Genomic DNA, 20,320 nt, shown 5'->3' with positions numbered 1-20,320 from the left:
AGGAGCTGATGCTCCGCCAGTACGGCGACTTCAACGTTTTTCAGTTGATGCGCTTGCTGCTGGCCGATCCGGATTGCAGTTTACCGCCTGAACAAAGGCTGCGTTTTCGCGCCGATTTGTCAGCCGCCTTTCCTGCGCGCGAATTCGCCCAGGTCGGGGTGCGCGCCAGCCAGGCCGACGCCAGCGCGCAAGAAGTGATCGAGATCCGCACCGCCAATTTCTGCATCGCCAGCATTCTCGGCCCGCTGCCGGAGCCTTTTACTGAATGGGTGCGCGATCTGGCGCGTGAACGCAATCCGGCGATGGCGGATTTTTTCGACATCTTCAATCAACGCTTGAATTTGCTGCGCTTTGCATTCAAACGTGAGCAAATCACCGCCCTCAACAGCGATGCCCCGGAACAAACCGAAGAGGCGCATGCGCTGGCCTCGCTGATGGGGCTGGCTTCGCCCCATCTGGCGCAGCAAATTCCACTCGACCCAAGGCGCTGGCTGGGGCTGGCCGGTTTATTGGCGAATCGTCGCAAATGCGCCAGCAATGTCGAACAGATTCTCACCCTGGTGATGAATATGCAATTCGGCAAACGTCAGCCTGCAATCAAAGTCAGCTTGCAAGCCTTGATTGGGGCCTGGGCGCAAATCGAGCCGGAAGACCGGATCGGTCTGGGCCGCAGCAACCATGCACTGGGCTGCAGCAGCGTACTGGGAAAACGGGTCTGGGATCAACAGGCCAGGGTAAGGCTGCTGATCGCCAGTCTGGACTTTGAGGCGATGTGCGCACTGCTGCCGCCGAATGCGCAGGAACTGGCGCAAAGTGTGCGGGTCTTCGCCAACCAGGCGGCGCCAGCAGAAAGCGGCGCGCAAGAAGCGCCGCGTCCGGGTTACGCCCATTTCTCCGCCCTGCTTTTATTGCTGCTCGACCGTCAGGTTGACTGCGAAGTGGAAATCCAGGTGCGGCAAGACAGCATCCCGCTCAGTTTGCTGCAGACAGGCGAACCCGGTTTGCGCTTAGGGCACACCAGCTGGCTGCAGACGCGGCCGGCGCGCGCCGGAAGTGCGGTGCGCGCACTGCGTTTTCTCATGCAATTTGATGCGCAATGGAGGCCGGCATGAATGACGGACTGAATCCGGAAGCCATGAAGCTGATGAGCGCGCTGCAAGCGCTCAAAGCCCCCGCTCCGGCGCTGTATCTGCATTGCGCCTTCTTTACTGCGGATGAGCAGATCATCGGCGACGAAACCTTCCGCCTGGTCAGTTTTGAGGGACAGGAAAGCGTTTCAGAACTGTTTGAATTCCAGCTCGAATTGCATGGCAACACCGATTTGCAAAACGGCGCGCCGTATTGCTTCAATGATTTTATTGGCCGCCCGCTCACCGTCGGGATTGCCTTTCCCTGCGGCGATGCGCAAGGCGGCGACCATGGCGCGCCCGCCAGCTTCCGCGCCGCCCTGGATGGCGCTCCGGTCGGGCCGGAGCTGGCCTTGTTTAATGGCATCGTCACCAGCTTTGCCATTGGCGTGCAAGGGGTGTACTACGCCACCATGAAGCCGGCGCTGCACCGGCTCAGTCTGACCAACCATTACCGCATCTTCAAACAAAAGAATATCCGCGATGTGATTGGCGACTTGCTCGACCAGCACCGCATCAGCTATTCGACCGAAGCGCTGATGCATAAAGAAAATCTGGCGGTGGCGCGGGTGCAGGATTGGCTGCAGGCCGGCGAAAGCGATCTGGAATTCTTGCAACGCCTGCTGCACAAAGCGCATTTGTTTTTCTTCTTTGAGCAAAGCGCCACGGCGCATACCGTGGTGTTCGCCAACAAGCCCTGCTATCCGCCGGTCTTGAAAAACGGCTTGACGCTGCGCTATGACTACACCCAGACCGAGCCGCTGGCTTTGGCGCAAACCGATGTGCTGGCCGATTACAACTACAGCAACCACATGATCAGCAGCGGGGTGCAAGGCAATCTGACCCAGCAACAGCCGTCCTGGCTGAGCATGCGCATCGCCCCCTGGATCGCCTTCACTGCGCAAGATCCGCCTGACCCTGGCGAATTACCGTTCCGCCAATACAAAATTTATCAATACGGCTGCAGCAATGATGAGGCCAGCGAATACACCGACGCTACCGCCAGCACCCTGAGCAACAGCGCCTCGACCTTGTCCGGCAAGAGTTTTTGCGCGCACTTCCATGTCGGCCATTACTTCAGCCTGAATAATGGCGGGGCGCCGGACAGTCCCTCCAGCCCGCTGCAACCGCTGCTGGAAAATCGCCTGTTTGTGCTGACCTCGGTGCAGCACAGCGCGCATGCGGATGGGCGCTATGAAAATCAATTCCAGGCCGGCGATGCGGATCAATCGATCAGCCCGTTTTCGCTGCAAGACACGCAACAAGGCAGCTTGCTGGCGGTGGTGGTGTCCGGCCTGCAGGCCCCGGTGCAAGATCCAACGGTATTCGGCGCGCCCAGCTCATTCGATCCGGAAGGCATGAATTTTTATGACGCCTTGAGTCAGCCGGCGCAGTTTGCGCAAATGGGCGTGTATGTGCGCTTTTCGACTGATGCGGCGAATGCGCCGCCGGTCTGGATCAGGCTGTCAACCTCTATGCAATCAGTGCCGACCATAGGCTCGACAGTCGTGGTGGCGCGCGCCCAGGATGAATCGGAATTGCCGGAAATTCAGAATATTGTGCAAACCAATGGCGCGATGACTGTCACCGCCAGCCCCTCGCAATGGCTGTCCAACACCCATGTCGGGAATAATTATTCAACCAGCTATGGCGATAATCAAAGCATCAACTACGGCCAGCATTCGAGCGCCAATCTGCAACAATCCAGCAGCATTGTCAGCAATGCTTACGCCAGCGGCAAATACGATAACTGCAGCTTCAGCCAGGGCGCCAGCTACAGTTTTTCCTGCGCTGACAGCGCAGCCCCGGGCGCAGCGCAAAACTTCACCGAACTCTACGGCCCCTATGCAAACGCCAGCGATCTTCTGAGCGCCTCGGAAAGTTTTGGCTCGAACTACAGCCGGCAATACGCGCAAGTGACGTCCAGCTATGCTGAAATCGGAACCTCGTATAACGAAAGCGTGATTCAGGAAAGCATCAGCATTTCCACTATCACCACCAATACCAGCACCTCGACCATCACGACCAGCACCAGCACAGACAAAATTGAGCTTAGCAACAGTGACAGCACAATCGGCATTTCCAACGCCAACAGCAAAGTTGGCGTCGCCAACAGCAACAGCGACACCGGCATTGCCAACAGCGCAGCGCTGACCGGCATCGCCAACAGCGTGGCCCTGACCGCGATGAGCAATGCGGTGAATTTGACTGGTGAAAGCAACAGCATCAATCTGACCGGGGAAAGCAACGCCATCAATCTGACCGGCGAGAGCAATGCCATCAATCTGACCGGTGAAAGCAATAACATCAATCTCACCGGGCAAAGCATGAATCTGAATTTGAGCGGTGAAAACACAAATATCAATCTCACCGGCAAGAGCATGGATGTGTCACTGGTGGGAATGTCAAATTCGGCCAATATCAGCGGCGTCAGCAATGCGGTGTCGCTGGCTGGCGCAACCACCAACACCACGCTCAACGGGGTCAGCGTCAACACCAGCATTATTGGCAGCAGCACTGCAATCAATCTGGTTGGCAATGACAACACATTTGACTTGAAAGGGCCTGGCCTGCACTTTGCCCAAAAAGGCGAACAACCGGCGATCGAAATGATCATCACCCGCATCACGTTGATTGAAGCGATTGTGATTTATTTGTGAGGCGAACATGAAGATCATTAAACCGCAAACCCTGGGCGTACTCTACAAGCCCTATCAATTTCAGGGACGCAATATGCTGGTGGTGAGCGCACTCGGCTTCTTCCGCCTGGGACAAGACAATCCGCGCTTCCTGACCGAAAACCTGCAATGGCCGCATGTGGTGGAAAGCCTGCCGGCTGGCATGGTGCTGGATGAGGTCATGCCCAAGCGCAAGGCGGAAGCGCTGCTGCTGGGCTGCGCCCACGCGCCGGACAAGAAACCCGTCCCGGAATTGACGGTCAGAATGGCGCTGGCCGGCAAACAGGGGCGCGGCATCGCCAAATGCCTGCGCGTAATCGGCGAACGGATCTGGCAAGCCGGCAAACTCGGCAGCATGCTGGGGCCGCTGGCCGGCATGGCGCCGGCGCAAATCAGCGCGCCGCAACCCTTTGTCAGCATGCCGCTGGATTACAGCCGCGCCTTTGGCGGCCCGAACCATCCCATCAATCCAGCCGGACGCGGCTTTCATGGCGTGATGTTCACCCCGCACCAGGGCCTGATGCACAATCTCGAATATCCGCAGCAAAGCGGCGACTGGCAACGCACCGTGCCGGCCTCATTCGGGCCGATTGATATCAGCCATGCGCCGCGCATGAAGAAATTCGGTACCTACAAACAGCAATGGCTTGAACGCAGCGCACCCGGCTTTGCCGATGACATCGACTGGAGCGTGTTCAATCAAGCCGCGCCGGATCAGTGGATGGATGCTTATTTTGAGGGCGGGGAAAGCTATTGCCTGCAAAATCTGCACCCGCAACATGCGCAATTGACTGGCGCGCTGCCGCGTCTGCAGGCGCGCGCCTTCATCATGCAATACAGCAAGCACGCCAGCGATGTGCAACGCGCACGCGAAGTGCGGATGCAAGCCGATACGGTCTGGTTTTTGCCGCAATATGCGCTGGGAATTTTGATTTATCACGGCGAAATTGAGATTGCTGATTGCGACGGATTGGATGTCGCGGTGTTAATGGCCGCTTATGAGCATTGCGCCGCGCCAAAATCCCTGCAGCATTATCTGCAAGTCATGGCCTTGCGCCTCGATCCGGCCACCCGTGCGCAACACGCTTTGAACGAATCGCAACTGGCGCCGGAATATGACGCCGCCGAATTGGCCCGCCGCGCCGCCGTGCAACATCAGGCGGAGCAGGAAGAATTGGCGAAACGCCAACGTCAACTGGATCAGCTCGACGCCGATTTCTGGCGCCAATCCGGTCAGGACAAGCCGGCAGATCACCAGCCGCCGCAAGCCAGCCTGCCGCCGCTGGGCTTGATCAGCGCGCAAGCTGTGCAAGAGAGTGATTTCGATTTGAGCGGGATGCTCGACAAGGCGCGCGCACTGGCGGCCAGCGCCAAGGCCGATGCAGAACAGAGAATGCAGGGCTTGCAAGACATTCCCAAGCCACCCGCTGCCGCACGCCCGGCGCAGGAATTGGAAGCGGCGCAACTCGCCCATGCGCTGGAGCGCGCCAACCAGGCCGCTTACGATTTATTGCCGCCGGGCGAAGCCGGGCAAGACCCGCGCCTTGTGCAAATGCTGCAGCGCTTAGAGCAGATGGCGGATCTGGACCCTCGCACCTTGCAGCAAGCGCGCGCGGCGGCGCAACAAGCCGCGCCGATGCAACGCCAGGCGCGCCAGGCGGCGCCGCAAATTGCTGCGGATATTGCGCGCAACCTGCCCTTGCCGGCCAAAGTGGCGCAACAGCTCGGGCAGCAAGCGCGCCTCTGGCTGGCGGGCGGCATCAGCCTGGCCGGGCGCGATCTGGCCGGGGCCGATTTGCGCGGCGCCAAGCTGAGCGGCGCTGATTTGCGCGAGATTATGTTGGAAGGGGCAGACTTGCGCGGCGCCGATTTGCGCCACTGCAAACTGAGCAAAGCGGTCTTGACCGGAGCGCAATTGGATGAGGCCGATTTTTCCGGCGCAGATCTGCAGCAAGCCAATCTGAGCCTGAGCCGGGCGCACCGCTGCAACTTCAGTCATGCCAATCTGCAACAAGCTTTTGCGCTGGAAGCGGATTGGCGCGGCGCGGATCTGCGCCATGCCAATCTGTTCAAATTACTGGGACACAAAATTCAACTGCAGGCAGCCGTATTGGACGCGGCCCAGGTCAGCCGCGCCACCCTGGCGCAAGCCCAGGCCGCCGGCAGCAGCTGGCGCGGCGCGCTGATGGAACAGACCATTTTGCAACACGCCGACCTGAGCGGCGCGCAATGCCAACAGGCGCGCTTGCATAAAACCGTGCTGGTGCAAGCGCAGCTGCAAAACAGCAATTGGCAGGAAGCGCTGTGGCTGAAAGTGCAAGGGGCCGGCTTTGCCGATTGGAGCGGGGCCAATCTGTCCGGCGTGCAGGCGCGCGAATGCGGCTTGCGCGAAGCCCGCTTCATCAACGCAGATATGCGCGGCGCCGCCATGCTGCGCTGTGATTTCGGCATGGCGGCCTTGAACGGGGCGCAGCTCGATGGCGGCATTTTCAGCGGCTCGATTTTTATGCACGCCAATTTGCGCGCCGCCAGCGCACTGGGGGCCGATTTTTATCAATGCCAATGCCGCAAAGCAGATTTTTCGCAAGCGCAACTGCAAGGCGCCAGTTTTGCCGCCTGCGAAATGAGCGGCATGAAAGGCGCCGATGGCTTGACGGATCAGGAACGGAGGGCGGCATGACTGATTGGGCCGGGATAGAACAACTGATTCAGCTCGAGCGGCCAATCGCGCAAGCCGGGCTGAACAATCTGGACGCGCGCCGGCGGCAGTTGGGCGGCGCCATCTTTCAGCAATGCGATTTGCGCCAAGCTTGCTTCAGCGAAGCCGATTTGCGCCGCGCCAAATTCATCGAATGCGATTTACAGGCTGCCGATTTCAGCCAGGCGCAGCTGCAGAATGCCGTATTCATCAACTGCAATTTGCAACACGCCAGGCTGCAGGGGCAGGACATGAAGCAAAATTGCCTCAGCCAATGCCAATTGCAACACAGCGACTGGCGCCACAGCACACTGCAATCCTGCAGCATCATCAACAGCGATCTGGCGCATGCGCGCCTGGATCAGGCTGCGCTCAAGCGCTGCACTCTGTATGGCAACCAATTCGGAGCGCTCAGTTTACGCGGCGCGACGCTGTTTCACTCGGTCTTGAGCCAGGCCGACCTGCGCCAGGCTGATTTGCAAGGCATGCAGGCGGACAGCGTGATTTTCAATGAAGCCAATTTCGCCAAACAATCGCTGCCCGGCATCAGCCTGCCGCGCTGTACTTTGCAGGCGGCGGATTTGAGCGAAACCGATTTACGCGGGGCCGATTTGAGCCGCTGCAACTTCCATCAAGCCAATTTCAAGCAAGCCAATCTGCACCGGGCGCACGCCAAGTACAGCCAATTCCTGGCCGCCCGCCTGGAGCAGCTTGATGGCAGCCATGCCGATTTGGAATTCGCCAGTTTTCAGGAAGCGCACCTGCATGAATGCAATTTTGCGCAGGCCAATCTGGCCATGAGCAATTGGGGCAAGGCCAGTCTGCACAAGGTGTCATTGCAGGGTGCGGATTTGCGTTATGCGCGCTTTCAGGAAAGCCATGGCTGCGGGCTTGACCTGCGCCGCGCCAATCTCGACTTCGTGCAATTCCAGGCTGCCGCGCTGTGCGAAGCGCCGCTGCACGCAGCCGCTTCACGCAACCGGATGAGCATCAGCGAAGCCAAGGCGGAAGCGCAACGCAGCATGCAAGCGCAAGCGCTGCAAGCGCGCCTGCTCGATCCGGCAAGCTGGGGCGCCCAGCCAGTACACCTGCAACCATAATGCGGAGACCATATGATGCGTTCAGCTGAAAAAACCGATAAACAAGCGCCGCCCGCCCCGCTGCCATTGCAATTGAGCGAGGCGCGCATCGCGGTTGTGCTGCAAGGGCAGGGCTTTATGCTCGACGATGGCAGAGTGGCGCGGCAAGCGCTCAGCTGTCTGGTCACGCCGGAGGTGGGCGACCATGTGCTGACCGCCGCCGGGCACGATAACCCGCCCTATATTTTGCATGTGCTGGCGCGCCAAAATCCGCAACATGTCGCGCTGTCCGTCCCCGGCGCCGGAAAAGTCAGCCTGCAGCAAGACACCATCGAATTGCAGGCGCAACAGGCGATCGCTCTGCAAGCGCTGCGCGATATTGAGATCAGCGCGGCGACCGGGGTATTGCAATTGAACGCCTGCAATCTGTTTTCCACGGTGCATGAAAGCGTGGTGCAGCACATGCGCCATTACGTTGGCCGGGCGCAGCATTTTTTGCTGGAGGCCGAGCAACTGCTGCGCCTGCATGGCGAGCAAACCCTGATCACCGCAGAACAGGATATCAAGGTCGATAGCGAACGCATCAGTCTGGGCTGATGCGGCGCCCACAGGAAAAGGAAAGCACGATGTTTGCAACCAACAGCCTTGCCGGGATGTCGATCATGACGATTCCGGACATTTGCAAAACACTGGTGGTGATTCCGGTGGTGCCGCTGCCGTATCCGAATATCACCTACACGATTTTGCACATTCCGAGCGTGTTCAATGTGATGTTCGGCCCCGGGCTGGGGGAAAACCTGCTGACCCCCGGCACCATCAGCATCGGCGATCAGGCGGGCTTTCTGGGCGGCTTGATTTCGCAGATTTTCATGGGGCCGGATATGTACATCATGGGCAGTTTTCAAGTGTTTGTCGGCGGCATTTGCGGCGCGCGTATGACTTCCCTGGTGGGTATGAACGGGATTCCGTTCAACACCATCGGCATGTCACTGCTGCCGGCGCAATTCCGCGTGATTTTATTGAGCTGAAATCATGCCAAGCCAATTCTGCATACGCTGCCAAATCGGATGCCTGCTGCTGGCGCTGGCCGCCTGCAAATCGCTGGCGCCGACCAAGCTGCTGCAAATCAAAATTGCAGCCGAGCTGAATGCGAATCAGAACATCGCCACCGCCATCGACATCGTCTTTGCCTACGACGAAAACGCGGTGAAGATCATGCCGAAAAGCGGGCCGGAATGGTTCAGTCAGAAAACCGCTTTGTTGAATGGGCTGGCCAACAGCGTGGATGTGGTCGCTTTGCAAGTGCCGCCAGCCACCATCGTCGAGGTTGCGCTGCCGGCGCGCTATCAACAGGCGGTGGGCGTGTACAGCTTCGCCAATTATGTCGATCCGTCCGGTCAGCCGGTCGGCAATCTGACGCCGTATAAAAGCATGACGATCTGGTTAAAACCAAACACAGTGACATACCAGGGCGGCGCGCAATAGCAGCGCCGGCAAATTCCAGCCGCACACGGGACCAATTATGAGCCACAGCCTCTCTCTCTTGCCGGAAGCAATCCAGTGGTCGGAAGGCATGCTGCTGTCGCCGCAGCATTTTCAGCAAAATGACATTTACTGGCATCAACATCTGCGCCACCGCATCCGCAGCCTGCAGCCATATTCACATGGCGTGTTGCAATTGGAATGTGCGCTGATCAAGGATGTGGTCTCAATCAGCCTGCTGGAATGCATTTTGCCGGATGGCCTGCTGGTGCAATTTCCCGGCAAATTTCCGCGCCTGCCGGAAGGCAATCTGGAAATTGATGTCGGCGCAGACTGCAAGCCGGGCGGCGCGCCGCTCAAAGTATGGCTGCGCGTGAATGAGCGCGGGCCGGCGGCAGCGCTGCAAAGCAGCCGCGAGCGCCGCTTCAACTCCGTGCTGGACGCTGACACAGCGGATGAAAACACGGGCGAAGGCTGGCAACAGCTGGCCCGGCTGCAAATCGAATTGCAGTTATATGTGGGCAGCCGCAGTCCATCGCCGAATGGCGCGATTGCGCTGCTGGAAGTGGTGCGCGATTTGAATGAAAAACTGATCATGACGCCATACCACCCGCCCATGCTGCACTTGAACGCCTCGCGCTTTCAGGGCGAACGCAGTCTGCAGCGGCGTCTCTTGGCGTTACATGATCTGCTGTGGGACAAAGCGCAGAAATTGGCAGGTCAAACCGAAGCCAATGCGCAGGAAGCGGAATTGGGACAGGAAATCCGCCAGCACCTGAACGCCGCGCGGCATATCGCCAGCTGCCTGCCGCAGTTTTCCGTGCAATTGCATGAGCAATGCCATCCGCAACTGGCGTACCAGGCGCTCACCCATGTGGTCGGGGCCGTCGCCTGCCTGGGCGGCAATCCTCTGCCGCTGCTGATGAAGCCCTTTGCGCATGACGACTGTATGCCGCAATTCCAGGCCGCGTTTGACTACATCGAAGCCAAGTTGACGCAAGTCGAAACAAATTACGAAAACATGCATTTCACGCGCGCCGATCATCATTGCCTGGATCAATTGCATGCCTGTTACGAACGCATGCTGCCGGCTGATTTGCATGATGGCCTGTTGCTTGAACTCAAACCGTCTGAAAACCAGAACCGCGAGCAGATGCAAGCCTGGCTGGAAGATGCGCGCATCGCCAGCGCAGATGTGATGCCGCAGCTGCTGCGTGCGCGCTTACCGGGGGCGCAGGTGCGCGCCCTTACCAGCCAGGAAATCGAGCGCCTGAAAATGCGGCCGCAGGCTGCGCTGTTTTTGATCCGCAACCGTCCGCTGCATTTATCCGATGAGCGCAGCCAGCTGGCGTTTCACGCCGGCAAGGAATTGCAGGTGATGGGGCGCAAAAACAATAATCAACCGCAAGCCATCATCTTGCATCGCCGGATTGGAGGCAAGCAGTGAGAGATGCGCCGGATTCGGATCAAGTTGAGCCAGGCGGGGCGATTGAATTCGCCCTGCTGGATCTGTGCGCGCAATTTTATGAAGAAATTGCCGCCATGAAAGACGCTCAATCCGAAGGACGGCTGGCGAGCTGGCTGAGCGCTGACGGCGGCCCGCCGCCGCAATCGCCGCAGGAATTTGCGCGTCAATTATCAAACCGGCTGGCCGCGCAATTGCGCAGCCAGGAACGCAGCTTTGCCGCCCGCGCCACGCTGGAACAAGCGCGCGCCCATCGCATCGCCTTGTATGCGATGGCAGCCCTGGCGGATGAGATTTTGCTGCTGGAATTGGAGTGGCCGGGACAGGAAGCCTGGCTGCAGGTGCTGCTGGAGCAGCGTCTGTTTGGCAGCAATGACGCTGGCAGCCGCTTTTATGCGATGGCGCGCCAACTGCTCAAAATCAAAGGCCGCAGTCCTTTATACGCCGACTTGGCCGGGGTGTTTTTATTGGCGCTGGAATTGGGTTTTCGCGGTTGCTACCGGGGCCGCCAGGGACAGCCTGAGCTTTCCACCATCCGCCAGATGCTGTATCGCATGGTGCGCCACAGCAGCCCGGGCAAGCCGGATGTGGCGCCGGAAAGCATCCCGGCCTTCCAGCAAGCTTACGATTTTTTATTGACCGATGGCCAGGACGAACGCCTGGCCCCGCTCTCGCCATGGCGCAATCTCGGGCTGTACGCCTTGCTGGCGTATCTCTTGCTGACGATTGTGGCATGGCTGATTTTGATGCATCCGTTTGAGGAATATCTGGCGCAGTAAGCGCCGCATTCAAGACAGGAGCAGGCGTGGACGCATTGCAGCAATTGCTGAATTATTTTAAAGCGCGCAATCTCGGCTTGCCGGATCTGGCCATGCTGCTGGGCGGCGCGGTGGGCGCGTTTTTGCTCTTGTTCCTGCTCGCTTTCGGCTTGCGCGCGCTGTGGCGCAGGATCAAACCGCTGGCGACGCTGCCCAAGGTTCCGGCTTTGTGCGGCTGTGCGCCGCAGGACGGCGCGCCGCCGCATTTGAGCTGGCTGGAAAAAACTTCGCTGGCGATTGACTATTTGCGCACCCTGCGTGAGTGGCGCTACCAGCGCCAATGGATTTTGCTGCTGGGTCAGCAAGGGTCAGGTAAAAGCAGCTTGATCGCCTCGCTTTCGCCCACATTGCGCCAGGGCTTGTATGGCGAGCAAACCCAGCTGGAAATTGAGGGGGTCGTCTGGCATGGCGTGAATCAAGGTTTTTTAATCGATCCTGAGGGGCGCTTGCCGGTGCAGGCGGCGCAAGCCCGGTTGAGTCATGGCGCGCCGTTTCCGGCTTGGGATAAGGTCTTGCGCGCACTCGATAATCTCAGACCGGAGCGCGCGATTGATGGCGTGCTGTTGACGGTTTCAGCGGCCAGTTTATTGCACGCCAGCCTGGAAGAGCGTCAACAGATTGCGGAAAACACGCGCCAGCAGCTGCAGAACCTGGAGCAACAGTTTGAATTCGCCCTGCCGGTGTATGTGGTGGTGACGCAAACCGATTGCGTGCCGGGTTTTGCCGCTTTCTGGCGCTCGCAAACAGCAGAACGGCGCGATGAGATTTTCGGCTGGTCTTGTCCGACTCAGCAAAACGAAGGCGCGCCGGCCAGCTGGGCGGATGCCGCCTTCAGCCAATTGGATGTGCGTCTGAAAGCCTTGCAGGTGGAAGCCGCAGCGGCCGTCTCGCCAGAGGGAGATCAGCACCGCATCGCGCGCGCTGACGCTGATCCGCTGTTTTTATTTCCGCGCCAATTCCAACAATTGCGCCGTCCCTTCCAGCATTGGCTGTCCACGGTATTTCAAGCCACGCCATGGCAAACCACTTTCTTTTGCCGTGGCGCGTATTTCACTGGCGTAATTCCGCCTTATGGCCAGCAGGATGAAGCCTTGCAGGTGACGCGCAACGATGTCTCGTTTGTCACCGATCTGCTGTGCAAGAAAGTATTGGCCGAACGCGCCCTGGCGCGCCCGACGCGCGCCGGCATCTGGTCGCGCAATGCCTTGATCCGCCGTTTGCAAGTCAGCGGACTGGTGCTGGCGGCTGCGCTGGCCTTGGGTTTTTGCATTGCCTGCCAGCAAATCAGTCAGCAGGTCGATGATGTGGTGGGGGCGCTCAAACTGGTGCAGCAAACCCATGTCAGCAGCGCGCCGCCGCCGCTCAACCAGGTGAGTGCAGCGCAAGCCGGGGCCGCGATTTGCGTGCGTGAAGAAACCGTGTTTCAGCTGATTAACCAAATCAGCAAAATTGACGCCGATGCGCAATCCCTGCTGATCCCGCTGTCCTGGTTTGATCAACGTTTAAGCAAGCAAAGCGCGCAGAGACTGGCCAATCAGGCCTTGAAAACAGTGGTGCTGCCAGGCGTGGCGTGTCAAATCAACTTGCGCGCGCAGGAACTGGCGGCGCGTCAGCCGGGCGCAAACGTGAATCCCGAGGCGGCTTTTCCGCAAGCGCTGGAAGATTTGATGCGCTATGTGCAGCAAGTCAATCATCTGGAAACGAATATCACACGCTTGAGCCGTTTGCAAAGCGGGGGACGCAATGCGCACGATGCCCAGTTATTGCAGGACTTCCTCGGACTGGTTGAATACGCTTACCGCACCACGCTGCCGGCGCGCTTGAAAAACCATCCCGGCCTGTTGCCGCAAACGCTGGAAAAAATAGGCGACAGCCAAGCCCATGCGCATTTGCGTCTGCCCGAAAATCTGCGCCAGGCCACCAGCAGCCAAATTCATTTCCAGGCCGAAATGGTGCAGCAATTGATGCTGCGTGAAATCGGCGTTGGCGCCGCGCTGCTCACGCAGTTGGAGGAGAAACGCCAGCCGGTGCTTGGCAATATCCGCGACTTTACGCGCTGGCTGTCCTGGGTGCGCAAATCCTGGCTGGGATCTAGCGCTGCGAATAATCCGATCTTGCAAGTGCAAACCGAGCTGGAAAGCAAGTTGCAGCCGCTGATCACACGCTATAACTATCCCGCCAATTTGCTGCGCAGCGCGAGCGCCGGTTTTGACGCCGCAAAAAATTATCCGAAGGCCATGCAAAATCTGTCGGCCATGCAGTTGCCTGAATATGGCGCATTGTTTGTGCAGCAAAATGGACAACTTGATCTGAATCCGAAACTCTTGCTTGAGCTGGCAGGAATGGAATTGCTCAGCAGCCAGGAATTCATGCGCCTGGACCCCAATCCGGGCTTTGTCTGCAATGGCAAAATCGCCGCCTGGAATCCTGCCTATCTCAACCAGGCGGGCAATTTCGTCAAGCAATACCAGGCTTTCAACGCCAATCCCCTGTTAAAAGGGGCAGACCAGCAAGCATTGTTCCAGAAGTTGGCGCGCCACCAGCTGGGCTTGGCGATGGCGCGCAGCTTGCAGCAGGCGCAAACCCTGACGAATGAGCAAAGCGACGCCTATCTCTTGAGCAATGCTGAGCAGCAGGAGAGCAGCGACAGCGCCAGTTTTGGCAAGCTCTTGCCTGCGCTGCTGAATCTGCATGAATCTATGCAAAAGCTTGGCTTTCACGCCAGCGCCTTGAGCCTGAATCAGTGTGCGCGCCAATACGCCAATGACCATCTGGGCAAAATCGCATTGCTGGCGGAACAAAGCCAGCTGTACCAGGCGCCGTATGCGGCGCAAGCCTCCAGCGCCGATGCGTATCTGTATGAGCTGGGAGCGACGCCTGCTTTGAAAGACTATTTATCGCGCCAATTGTCGCGCGCTCAGGTGCTGGCCGGCTACGCCGGGCCATATGTTGACTGGCTTACGCAAAGCCAGGCCACCGCCAGCCAGACTGGCGCCACGATGCAAAACGCTGGTTTCTGGAGCAATACCCAGCTTGAGCTGAAAACATATTTGCAGGCGAAAGACCCGAACGGCCAGGTCAGCCATCTGGAAAATCTGTTCTTGAAACAATTGGCGGAAGTCACATACGGCACATGCAGCAAGACGCTGGCGTCGTATGCCTCGCCTGTCGGCGGCAATGATTTGTTCTCGCAACACCGCTTGCAGCTGGAAAAACAACTCAGTCTGCGCTGTAAAGGAGAGCGCAGTGCGCAAGCGCAAAGCAATTACATGCAATTGGCCGGGCGCTTTAATCGCGAACTGGCGGGACGCTATCCTTTCGGCCCGCTCAGTGCGCCGGATGCGAATCTGTATGTGGTGCGCAATTTCTTTGCAGAGTATGCGAATAACAGCGCGGCGCTCAAGCAAAGCATGAGCGGGCTGTCTGATCCATATTGGGACAGTGCGCGGCAATTCTTGAATCAGCTGGATGGCATTGCGACGTTCATGAACAGCAGTTTGCTGCAAACCGAGACCGATCCAGCCGCCAGCGCGAATGCACAAAGCCCGGGCGGCAATCTGCCGGCCTCTGCGCTGGCGAATGGCAGCGTGAAATTGAATGTGAATTTCCGCGCTCAGCTGGCCGCCTCTATCGGGGCCGAACAGATTGCCAACTGGAGCCTGTCCTCGGCATCGCGCAGCATCGCTTATCCGAACCGGGGCAGCACGCTGGAATGGCCATTCGGTCAGGCGCTGGTGTTTGATATGGAATGGGCCAACCGCTCTGCCTGGCTGCCGCTGGCATCCGGCGAACAGAGCGACTTGCAAGTGGATGGCAATACCGCTTCCTTCGCCAGCAATGGCAATTGGGCCTTGCTGCGCATGATTGAGCGGCACAAACCGAAGAGCGGGCCGCAAACCGACCCGGCGGACAGCAACCGTTTGCTGCTGGAATTCAATGTGCCGCTGACCAATGCGAACGCCACCGCCGGCAAAAACACGGCAAACAATGCGCCCGCCAGCGCTGCGCCGCCGGTGAAAGCAGAAAGCGCACAAGCCAGACTGTATTTGAGTCTGCAATTGTCCGGCAAAGATCCCAAGACCAAGGCCCCGGCTACGCTCAAGCTGCCGCCAGCCTTCCCGCGCACAGCACCACAATGAAAGGACGCGATCATGACGCCACTCCAACACAGCGCAGCGCATTTCTTTGAACACCAATTGGGGGTGTCTTACAGCGCGCTGCTGACACCGATTTCAGAACAATTTCCAGCCGGACGGGCGCTGCGCGGCAATCAAACCTATCTGAAAATCGAACAGGCGCGGCGCCAGGATGACGCCAGCTTACCCATGGGCGCGTGGGAATATGATTTAAAGCGCGCCGATTGGGGCGTGGTCAGCAGCCTTTCCCTGCAAGCGCTGCGCGATGAAAGCCGCGACTTGCAATTGCTGGCCTGGTTTTTAGAAGCGCAATTAAATCAAACCGGGCTGGCCGCGCTGGCGCCTTGCCTGGTTTTGCTGAAAGATTTGTGCGAGCGCTTTTGGCAGGATTTGTATCCGCTGGCCGAGGATGGCGATTTGGAATACCGCGCCAATGTGATCCGCTGGATAGGCGAAAAACTGCTGCCGGTGCTGCGCTTGACGCCCATCATCGGCCTTGGCCGTGAGCGTCAATACAACTGGGCGGATTGGGAGCAGGCGCACCGTAATGAGCAGCTCAAAGCCAGCGCCAGCAAAAACAATGGCGCGCAACATGCGCCGGAAGGCGTCAGCCTGCTCGAACTCAACACCAGCATCAGCAGCACCGGCACCGAGGCGTTTTCCCATTTACAGCAAATGCTGAGCGAATCTTTGCAGGCGATTGAAGAGTTGAATGACTGCATGGATGCGCTGTTTGCCGAAGAGGCGCCGGGCGTCAGCAGCATGACCACGCTGCTGCAACAGATTTTGTCGTTTGTCGAAAGCGAGTTGTACAAGCGCGGCGTGCGGCCACAGGCGCAAAGCGCCGCTGCAACCTCGCAAAGCGCAAGCAATGCCTCCCTGCCCGGGGCCGCCGCTGCCGTGAGTGTCCCGAGCGCGGCGCCGCAATTCACCGCTGCGCCAGCGCCGGCAGCGGAAATCAAGAGCCGCGCCGACGCCTACGCGCGTCTGGCTGAAACCGCTGAATTTTTAATGCGCTTGGAGCCGCACAGCCCGGTGCCCTACCTGGTGCGGCGCGCTACCGAATGGGGCAGCTTGAATACGGTGGAGCTGTATCAGGAATTGTTTCTGCGCCTGGGCGGGCAGTTGAATATTTTTGAAATGCTGGGGCTGGAGACGGAAGAGAAGGCTGGATAAGTCCCACCGCCAGGCAGCGCAATGTATTTGTCGCAGCTCATGTTTGAAACTGAAACCCTCTCAATAAGGAGCAAGCCATGCCCCACTCCATGTCAAAGAAAATTAAAAAGGCCGAAAAGACGGTATATCACCCCTCTGTCGGCAAAGGCGCGGCGCCGACCAAGGCTTCACGCAAATATGTGAATATGCCTTCGATCTCGATTCCAACCAAGGTCCAGGTGAAGCTGCATTACACCAGTGACAGCGGGGTGAAAAAAACAAAGACCTATAACTTCAAGCAAACCATCAAACCCAAAATGAAATGGGATGCCGGCCATATCCAGCCCGCCCAGCTCAAGGGACATGGCAAGCAAAGCAATATGTTTCCACAGAACAAGGACTTCAATCGGAATTCTGGCAAAAAAGGGCTGGCTTTCATTGAGCCGCTCGGCAGTGACACGTCGAAGCATCTCAAGCGGAAAGCCGCCGGCAAGCCTGCCACCCGTCTGAACCGGCCCAAAGTGAATGGCGGTTTGGGCGATGGCATCCGGCCCATGACTTACCGCGATGTGGAAGACAAGATTGCACGCAAAGCGGCGAAGTATCCGGCAGGTTCGGTGACCGTGACGCATACCCGGAAATTTGCCTGAAGAGCCTTGCATGATCAATCGCAATCGCCGCCAGCCTGAGCCGGCGGCAATCGACTGAGGAGCGCATTATGCCCAAAGAAAACGAAACCGGCGGCAGCACGCCGCCTGTCAGCCAGAAAGTGGAACAACGCTTGCAGGTTTTCAAAAAAAACATGCAAACGCAAAGCCAGATGTTTCAACAAAAATACCCTGATCTGGCCCAACACTTGTTAAAGGCCAAACTGCAATTTCACACTTTGCGCAAACAGGGACAGCAACATGCTTCCGATATGCTGGATCATGCGGTGCAAAAAACAGCTTTATCCGCCAGCAGCATGACGCGTGAGAAGCTCAAGCTCAAACCCAACCCGGATGACTGGTTTCACACCCGCATCAAAAAAGCCGTCTTCAACAAGGGGGTGGATTTGCTGGCTGACAATATGGATAAGATCACCAAGGGCGTGACGCATGTTGGCGGCGGCGTCAAAAGCAAGATGTTTGACTCCACCTTGGACATGGTTGACCCGCGCCATCTGAAGCAAATCTACCAAAACCCGCATCTGGCGATGCGCTATCTGGATCAACGGGTGCACCAGGCCAAGCAGTTTGGCAATCTGATTTTTGATCCGAAGCGTTTTCTGAATACCAAAGCACAGCATATAAAAACCGCCTTCTGGAATGCCAAAGATCATTATGGCGAACTGGACAGCGGCAACAAGCTCAAGCATGGCGCGCATGCGTTTGGCGATCTGGTGCAAGACAAAATGGCCGGCGCAATCGGCATGGCGATCGCCACCATGGCGGTCTACAACTTGCCCAAACCGCGCAAAAACACCAAGGCGGCAATGGACAAAACCTTCCCCAAAAACACAACTTACGGCAAGTTTTTCCGTCACTTCCCGGTCAAATTCATGTTTTCCAAGCCGCTCGCCAAGATTCGCGGCAATAAGGTGATGACCGCCGCCATGATTGGCTATGGTTTGGCGGTGGGGATGGGCCGGCATATCGGCAACAGCCTTGAACTGAGCAAGAGCGCACCGAATATTCATAAGCGGCTGAAAGATGAACACCGCGAAATGCACAGCTCAGGGCGGCAATTGGATGTGCAAAAATCGATTCAACGCACCAGCAATGGCAGTGTGAAGAAATAAGGCGGCGCCAGTCTGTGGCGCAGCATGGTAATAACAGCAAGGATTGATCATGGGCATTGCAAAAAACAAGCACTTGCGGCACAACAAGCATTCGCATGTCAAAGCGAAACGCAAGTTTGATCTGGGGACAGGAAGCAGCAAAACGATTACTGTCCCGGTCACCGCACTGGGTGGCGGTAAGTACGCATTTCGCCGGGGCACGCTCAAGGCTGGTCAGGCCTTGCAAGTAAAATTGCAATTGCGCTCCACCGCGCCTTCCCGCCACCCAAACGCCAAGGCGCGCGCAATTGACGATCTGACGGCGCCGCACACCGGCAGCGCCAATCAGCTCAAGATTGACCAGTTAAAGCAACTCAAGTCGTATAAAACTGGCACGGTGCGTGTCAAATTCAAGGGTGATCGCGACAGTTCCGGATTTACATCTGGAACTTCGCTGGGTGGCGCGCGGATTGATCGCGCCGCCTGGACTCCGGATCAAAAAAAGGTCAGGGATCATTTAAGCGCGCATTTGATGAGTGATTCATCTTTCGTCCCTGCCACCAACAAAACCTCAAAATGGGGTTCAGAAATCGCGCACAGCCGCGCCCAGCATGCCGGCGGCCTGAGCGATCCGCTCGGCGCGCAACCGGCCAGCGTACATTCCAATATTGAAGACATGGCGCGTGAGGAGGGGCAGAAAAGACTCAAAGAGTTACATGGCGATAATGTGCGCATCAAGTCCACCATCTATGTGCATGAAAGCGGCGACTTGGCCGGAACCGTGAAAGCGGCGCGACACAAAATCTATTTCAAGAATGCCTCTGGCGACTGGGAAAAGAAATTCGACCACCTGCAGGACGGGGCGCGCGGCAATATCAATAAGTCAGAAGCCGAAGCACTGAAAAAACACGTCTCTGGATTAAGTTTATCCAGCCCGACCATCGGCAGCCGCAAAGGTATTCAACAAACCGCCCCACTCCCTTCCGGCATTATGCAGAGGCCAAAGGGTAATGACACCACCCAATCGCCACACTTTACCGGCATGACGGTGTTTGCCTCCGGCAAACGCAAAGAATTATCAAAGCAGGACTCGCACACTTTCATGAGCACAATTTTGAGCAAGCGGGCTGCCAAGTTGTGACTGAAAAAACAAGCATTTATTGCAGTGCAAACAGGAGGCTGTCATGCCAAAAGTCAAACGAGATGCAAAATTCGGCGATCAACCCACCATCACCACCAAAGGAGGCGCAAATACGATACATCCCCAACTTGCCGGCCTGGTGCATGCCGGCCAATCCAAACGCGGCAATACCGCAATGATGACGTTGGGCGACGTCGCAGGCAGTGCGCAAGCGCATAAACACCCCAGAGGCAGGTGGCGTCAGAAAATTGATGGCACTGGCGGCGGCGCACCCCACCGGCGCGATTTGTCGCCAGACTCCGCCAGAATCATAGGTCAACGCTTTGCTGGCCGAAAATAGCGCGCCCTGTTCATTCATCCGGCTGATTCAAGCAAACGCTGTATGGATCGCGCTGATGTTTGCGCGATTCTGACAGCGGCCCCGCACCTCCATTCAATTCCTGCTGCAGCGCTGGCGGCAATTGATGCGACAAAATGGTCTGTGTGCGCTGCGGCAAGGCTTGTTCAATCGCCTGCAGCGCTTTTTTGCGCCCCGGATGTTGTGGCGTCCCCCATTGCTTGAGCACTTGCAGGCGGCGCTCAATTTCCTGCGGGTCGCGTGTGCCGAGCATGGGGCGTTTGGCGCCTTCGGGTTGAATAATTTGCACTTGATGCGCCTGATTGCGCAAGGCAAGCCGGGGATCGTTGTCTTCGCTCATCTCCATCTCCACGCCGGGCGGCATCGCTGTTTTATGCAGGATACGGTAAATGCCGGCTGGATGCGAGATGGATTTTTTACAACC

16 protein-coding genes are annotated in these 20,320 nt (G+C 57.8%); 14 read left to right on the top strand and 2 right to left on the bottom strand.

The genetic code is table 11. From position 1 onward, the window contains the following. Positions 1 to 8 precede the first annotated feature (8 nt). The 14 genes from tssG to V8J88_RS25210 all read left to right on the top strand — a co-directional run bounded on the left by tssG (position 9) and on the right by V8J88_RS25210 (position 19,538). The gene (gene tssG, locus V8J88_RS25275) at positions 9 to 1,112 is read left to right on the top strand and encodes a type VI secretion system baseplate subunit TssG (protein ID WP_338847064.1); all 1,104 of its coding nucleotides are present in this window, start codon (positions 9 to 11) and stop codon (positions 1,110 to 1,112) included. Further along, the gene (locus tag V8J88_RS25270; protein ID WP_338847063.1) at positions 1,109 to 3,787 is read left to right on the top strand and encodes a contractile injection system protein, VgrG/Pvc8 family; all 2,679 of its coding nucleotides are present in this window, start codon (positions 1,109 to 1,111) and stop codon (positions 3,785 to 3,787) included. Before tssG ends, V8J88_RS25270 begins: the two co-directional genes overlap by 4 nt. Positions 3,788 to 3,794: 7 nt before the next feature. After that, positions 3,795 to 6,485 (top strand): DUF2169 domain-containing protein, encoded by a 2,691-nt coding sequence (locus tag V8J88_RS25265; protein WP_338847062.1) that lies wholly within the window; start codon positions 3,795 to 3,797, stop codon positions 6,483 to 6,485. Continuing rightward, positions 6,482 to 7,603: a pentapeptide repeat-containing protein gene (locus V8J88_RS25260; RefSeq protein WP_338847061.1), complete on the top strand. Its 1,122-nt coding sequence runs from the start codon at positions 6,482 to 6,484 to the stop codon at positions 7,601 to 7,603. The genes V8J88_RS25265 and V8J88_RS25260 overlap by 4 nt, the downstream gene beginning before the upstream one ends. Before the next feature lie 12 nt (positions 7,604 to 7,615). Then, positions 7,616 to 8,179, top strand: a complete 564-nt coding sequence (locus V8J88_RS25255; protein ID WP_338847060.1) for a DUF3540 domain-containing protein — start codon at positions 7,616 to 7,618, stop codon at positions 8,177 to 8,179. A 29-nt stretch (positions 8,180 to 8,208) separates the two neighbouring features. Further along, complete coding sequence (locus tag V8J88_RS25250; RefSeq protein WP_338847059.1) at positions 8,209 to 8,610, top strand: DUF4150 domain-containing protein; 402 nt, start codon at positions 8,209 to 8,211, stop codon at positions 8,608 to 8,610. Positions 8,611 to 8,614: 4 nt separating this feature from the next. Next, the gene (locus V8J88_RS25245; RefSeq protein WP_338847058.1) at positions 8,615 to 9,067 is read left to right on the top strand and encodes a hypothetical protein; all 453 of its coding nucleotides are present in this window, start codon (positions 8,615 to 8,617) and stop codon (positions 9,065 to 9,067) included. A 37-nt stretch (positions 9,068 to 9,104) separates the two neighbouring features. Next, positions 9,105 to 10,511, top strand: a complete 1,407-nt coding sequence (gene tssK, locus V8J88_RS25240; RefSeq protein WP_338847057.1) for a type VI secretion system baseplate subunit TssK — start codon at positions 9,105 to 9,107, stop codon at positions 10,509 to 10,511. Continuing rightward, on the top strand, positions 10,508 to 11,308 hold the full coding sequence (locus V8J88_RS25235; RefSeq protein WP_338847056.1) for a DotU family type IV/VI secretion system protein: 801 nt from the start codon (positions 10,508 to 10,510) through the stop codon (positions 11,306 to 11,308). Before tssK ends, V8J88_RS25235 begins: the two co-directional genes overlap by 4 nt. A 26-nt stretch (positions 11,309 to 11,334) precedes the next feature. Then, on the top strand, positions 11,335 to 15,486 hold the full coding sequence (locus V8J88_RS25230; protein WP_338847055.1) for a type VI secretion system protein: 4,152 nt from the start codon (positions 11,335 to 11,337) through the stop codon (positions 15,484 to 15,486). A gap of 12 nt (positions 15,487 to 15,498) precedes the next feature. Continuing rightward, on the top strand, positions 15,499 to 16,659 hold the full coding sequence (gene tssA / locus V8J88_RS25225) for a type VI secretion system protein TssA (protein WP_338847054.1): 1,161 nt from the start codon (positions 15,499 to 15,501) through the stop codon (positions 16,657 to 16,659). A 77-nt stretch (positions 16,660 to 16,736) separates the two neighbouring features. Further along, positions 16,737 to 17,288 carry a hypothetical protein gene (locus tag V8J88_RS25220; RefSeq protein ID WP_338847053.1) on the top strand — a complete coding sequence of 184 codons (552 nt, stop codon included), beginning with the start codon at positions 16,737 to 16,739 and terminating at the stop codon, positions 17,286 to 17,288. Positions 17,289 to 17,356: 68 nt separating this feature from the next. Beyond that, a complete protein-coding gene (locus V8J88_RS25215; protein WP_338847052.1) occupies positions 17,357 to 18,418 on the top strand; it encodes a hypothetical protein in 1,062 nt (353 codons plus the stop codon). A gap of 49 nt (positions 18,419 to 18,467) precedes the next feature. Beyond that, positions 18,468 to 19,538: a hypothetical protein gene (locus V8J88_RS25210; RefSeq protein ID WP_338847051.1), complete on the top strand. Its 1,071-nt coding sequence runs from the start codon at positions 18,468 to 18,470 to the stop codon at positions 19,536 to 19,538. Positions 19,539 to 19,554: 16 nt separating this feature from the next. On the opposite strand, the gene V8J88_RS25205 is transcribed toward V8J88_RS25210, so the two are convergent. Together V8J88_RS25205 and V8J88_RS25200 are read right to left on the bottom strand one after the other, a co-directional pair. Further along, positions 19,555 to 19,896 carry a hypothetical protein gene (locus V8J88_RS25205; protein WP_338847050.1) on the bottom strand — a complete coding sequence of 114 codons (342 nt, stop codon included), beginning with the start codon at positions 19,894 to 19,896 and terminating at the stop codon, positions 19,555 to 19,557. After that, positions 19,889 to 20,236, bottom strand: coding sequence for a hypothetical protein (locus V8J88_RS25200; RefSeq protein ID WP_338847049.1), 348 nt, complete (start codon positions 20,234 to 20,236; stop codon positions 19,889 to 19,891). Before V8J88_RS25200 ends, V8J88_RS25205 begins: the two co-directional genes overlap by 8 nt. Positions 20,237 to 20,320: the final 84 nt, after the last annotated feature.

It is taken from the genome of Massilia sp. W12 (assembly GCF_037300705.1).
Classification (GTDB): Bacteria; Pseudomonadota; Gammaproteobacteria; order Burkholderiales; family Burkholderiaceae_D; genus JACPVY01.
Note: the sequence above shows the minus strand (reverse complement) of the source record. Positions and strands in the feature narration are given on the sequence as shown.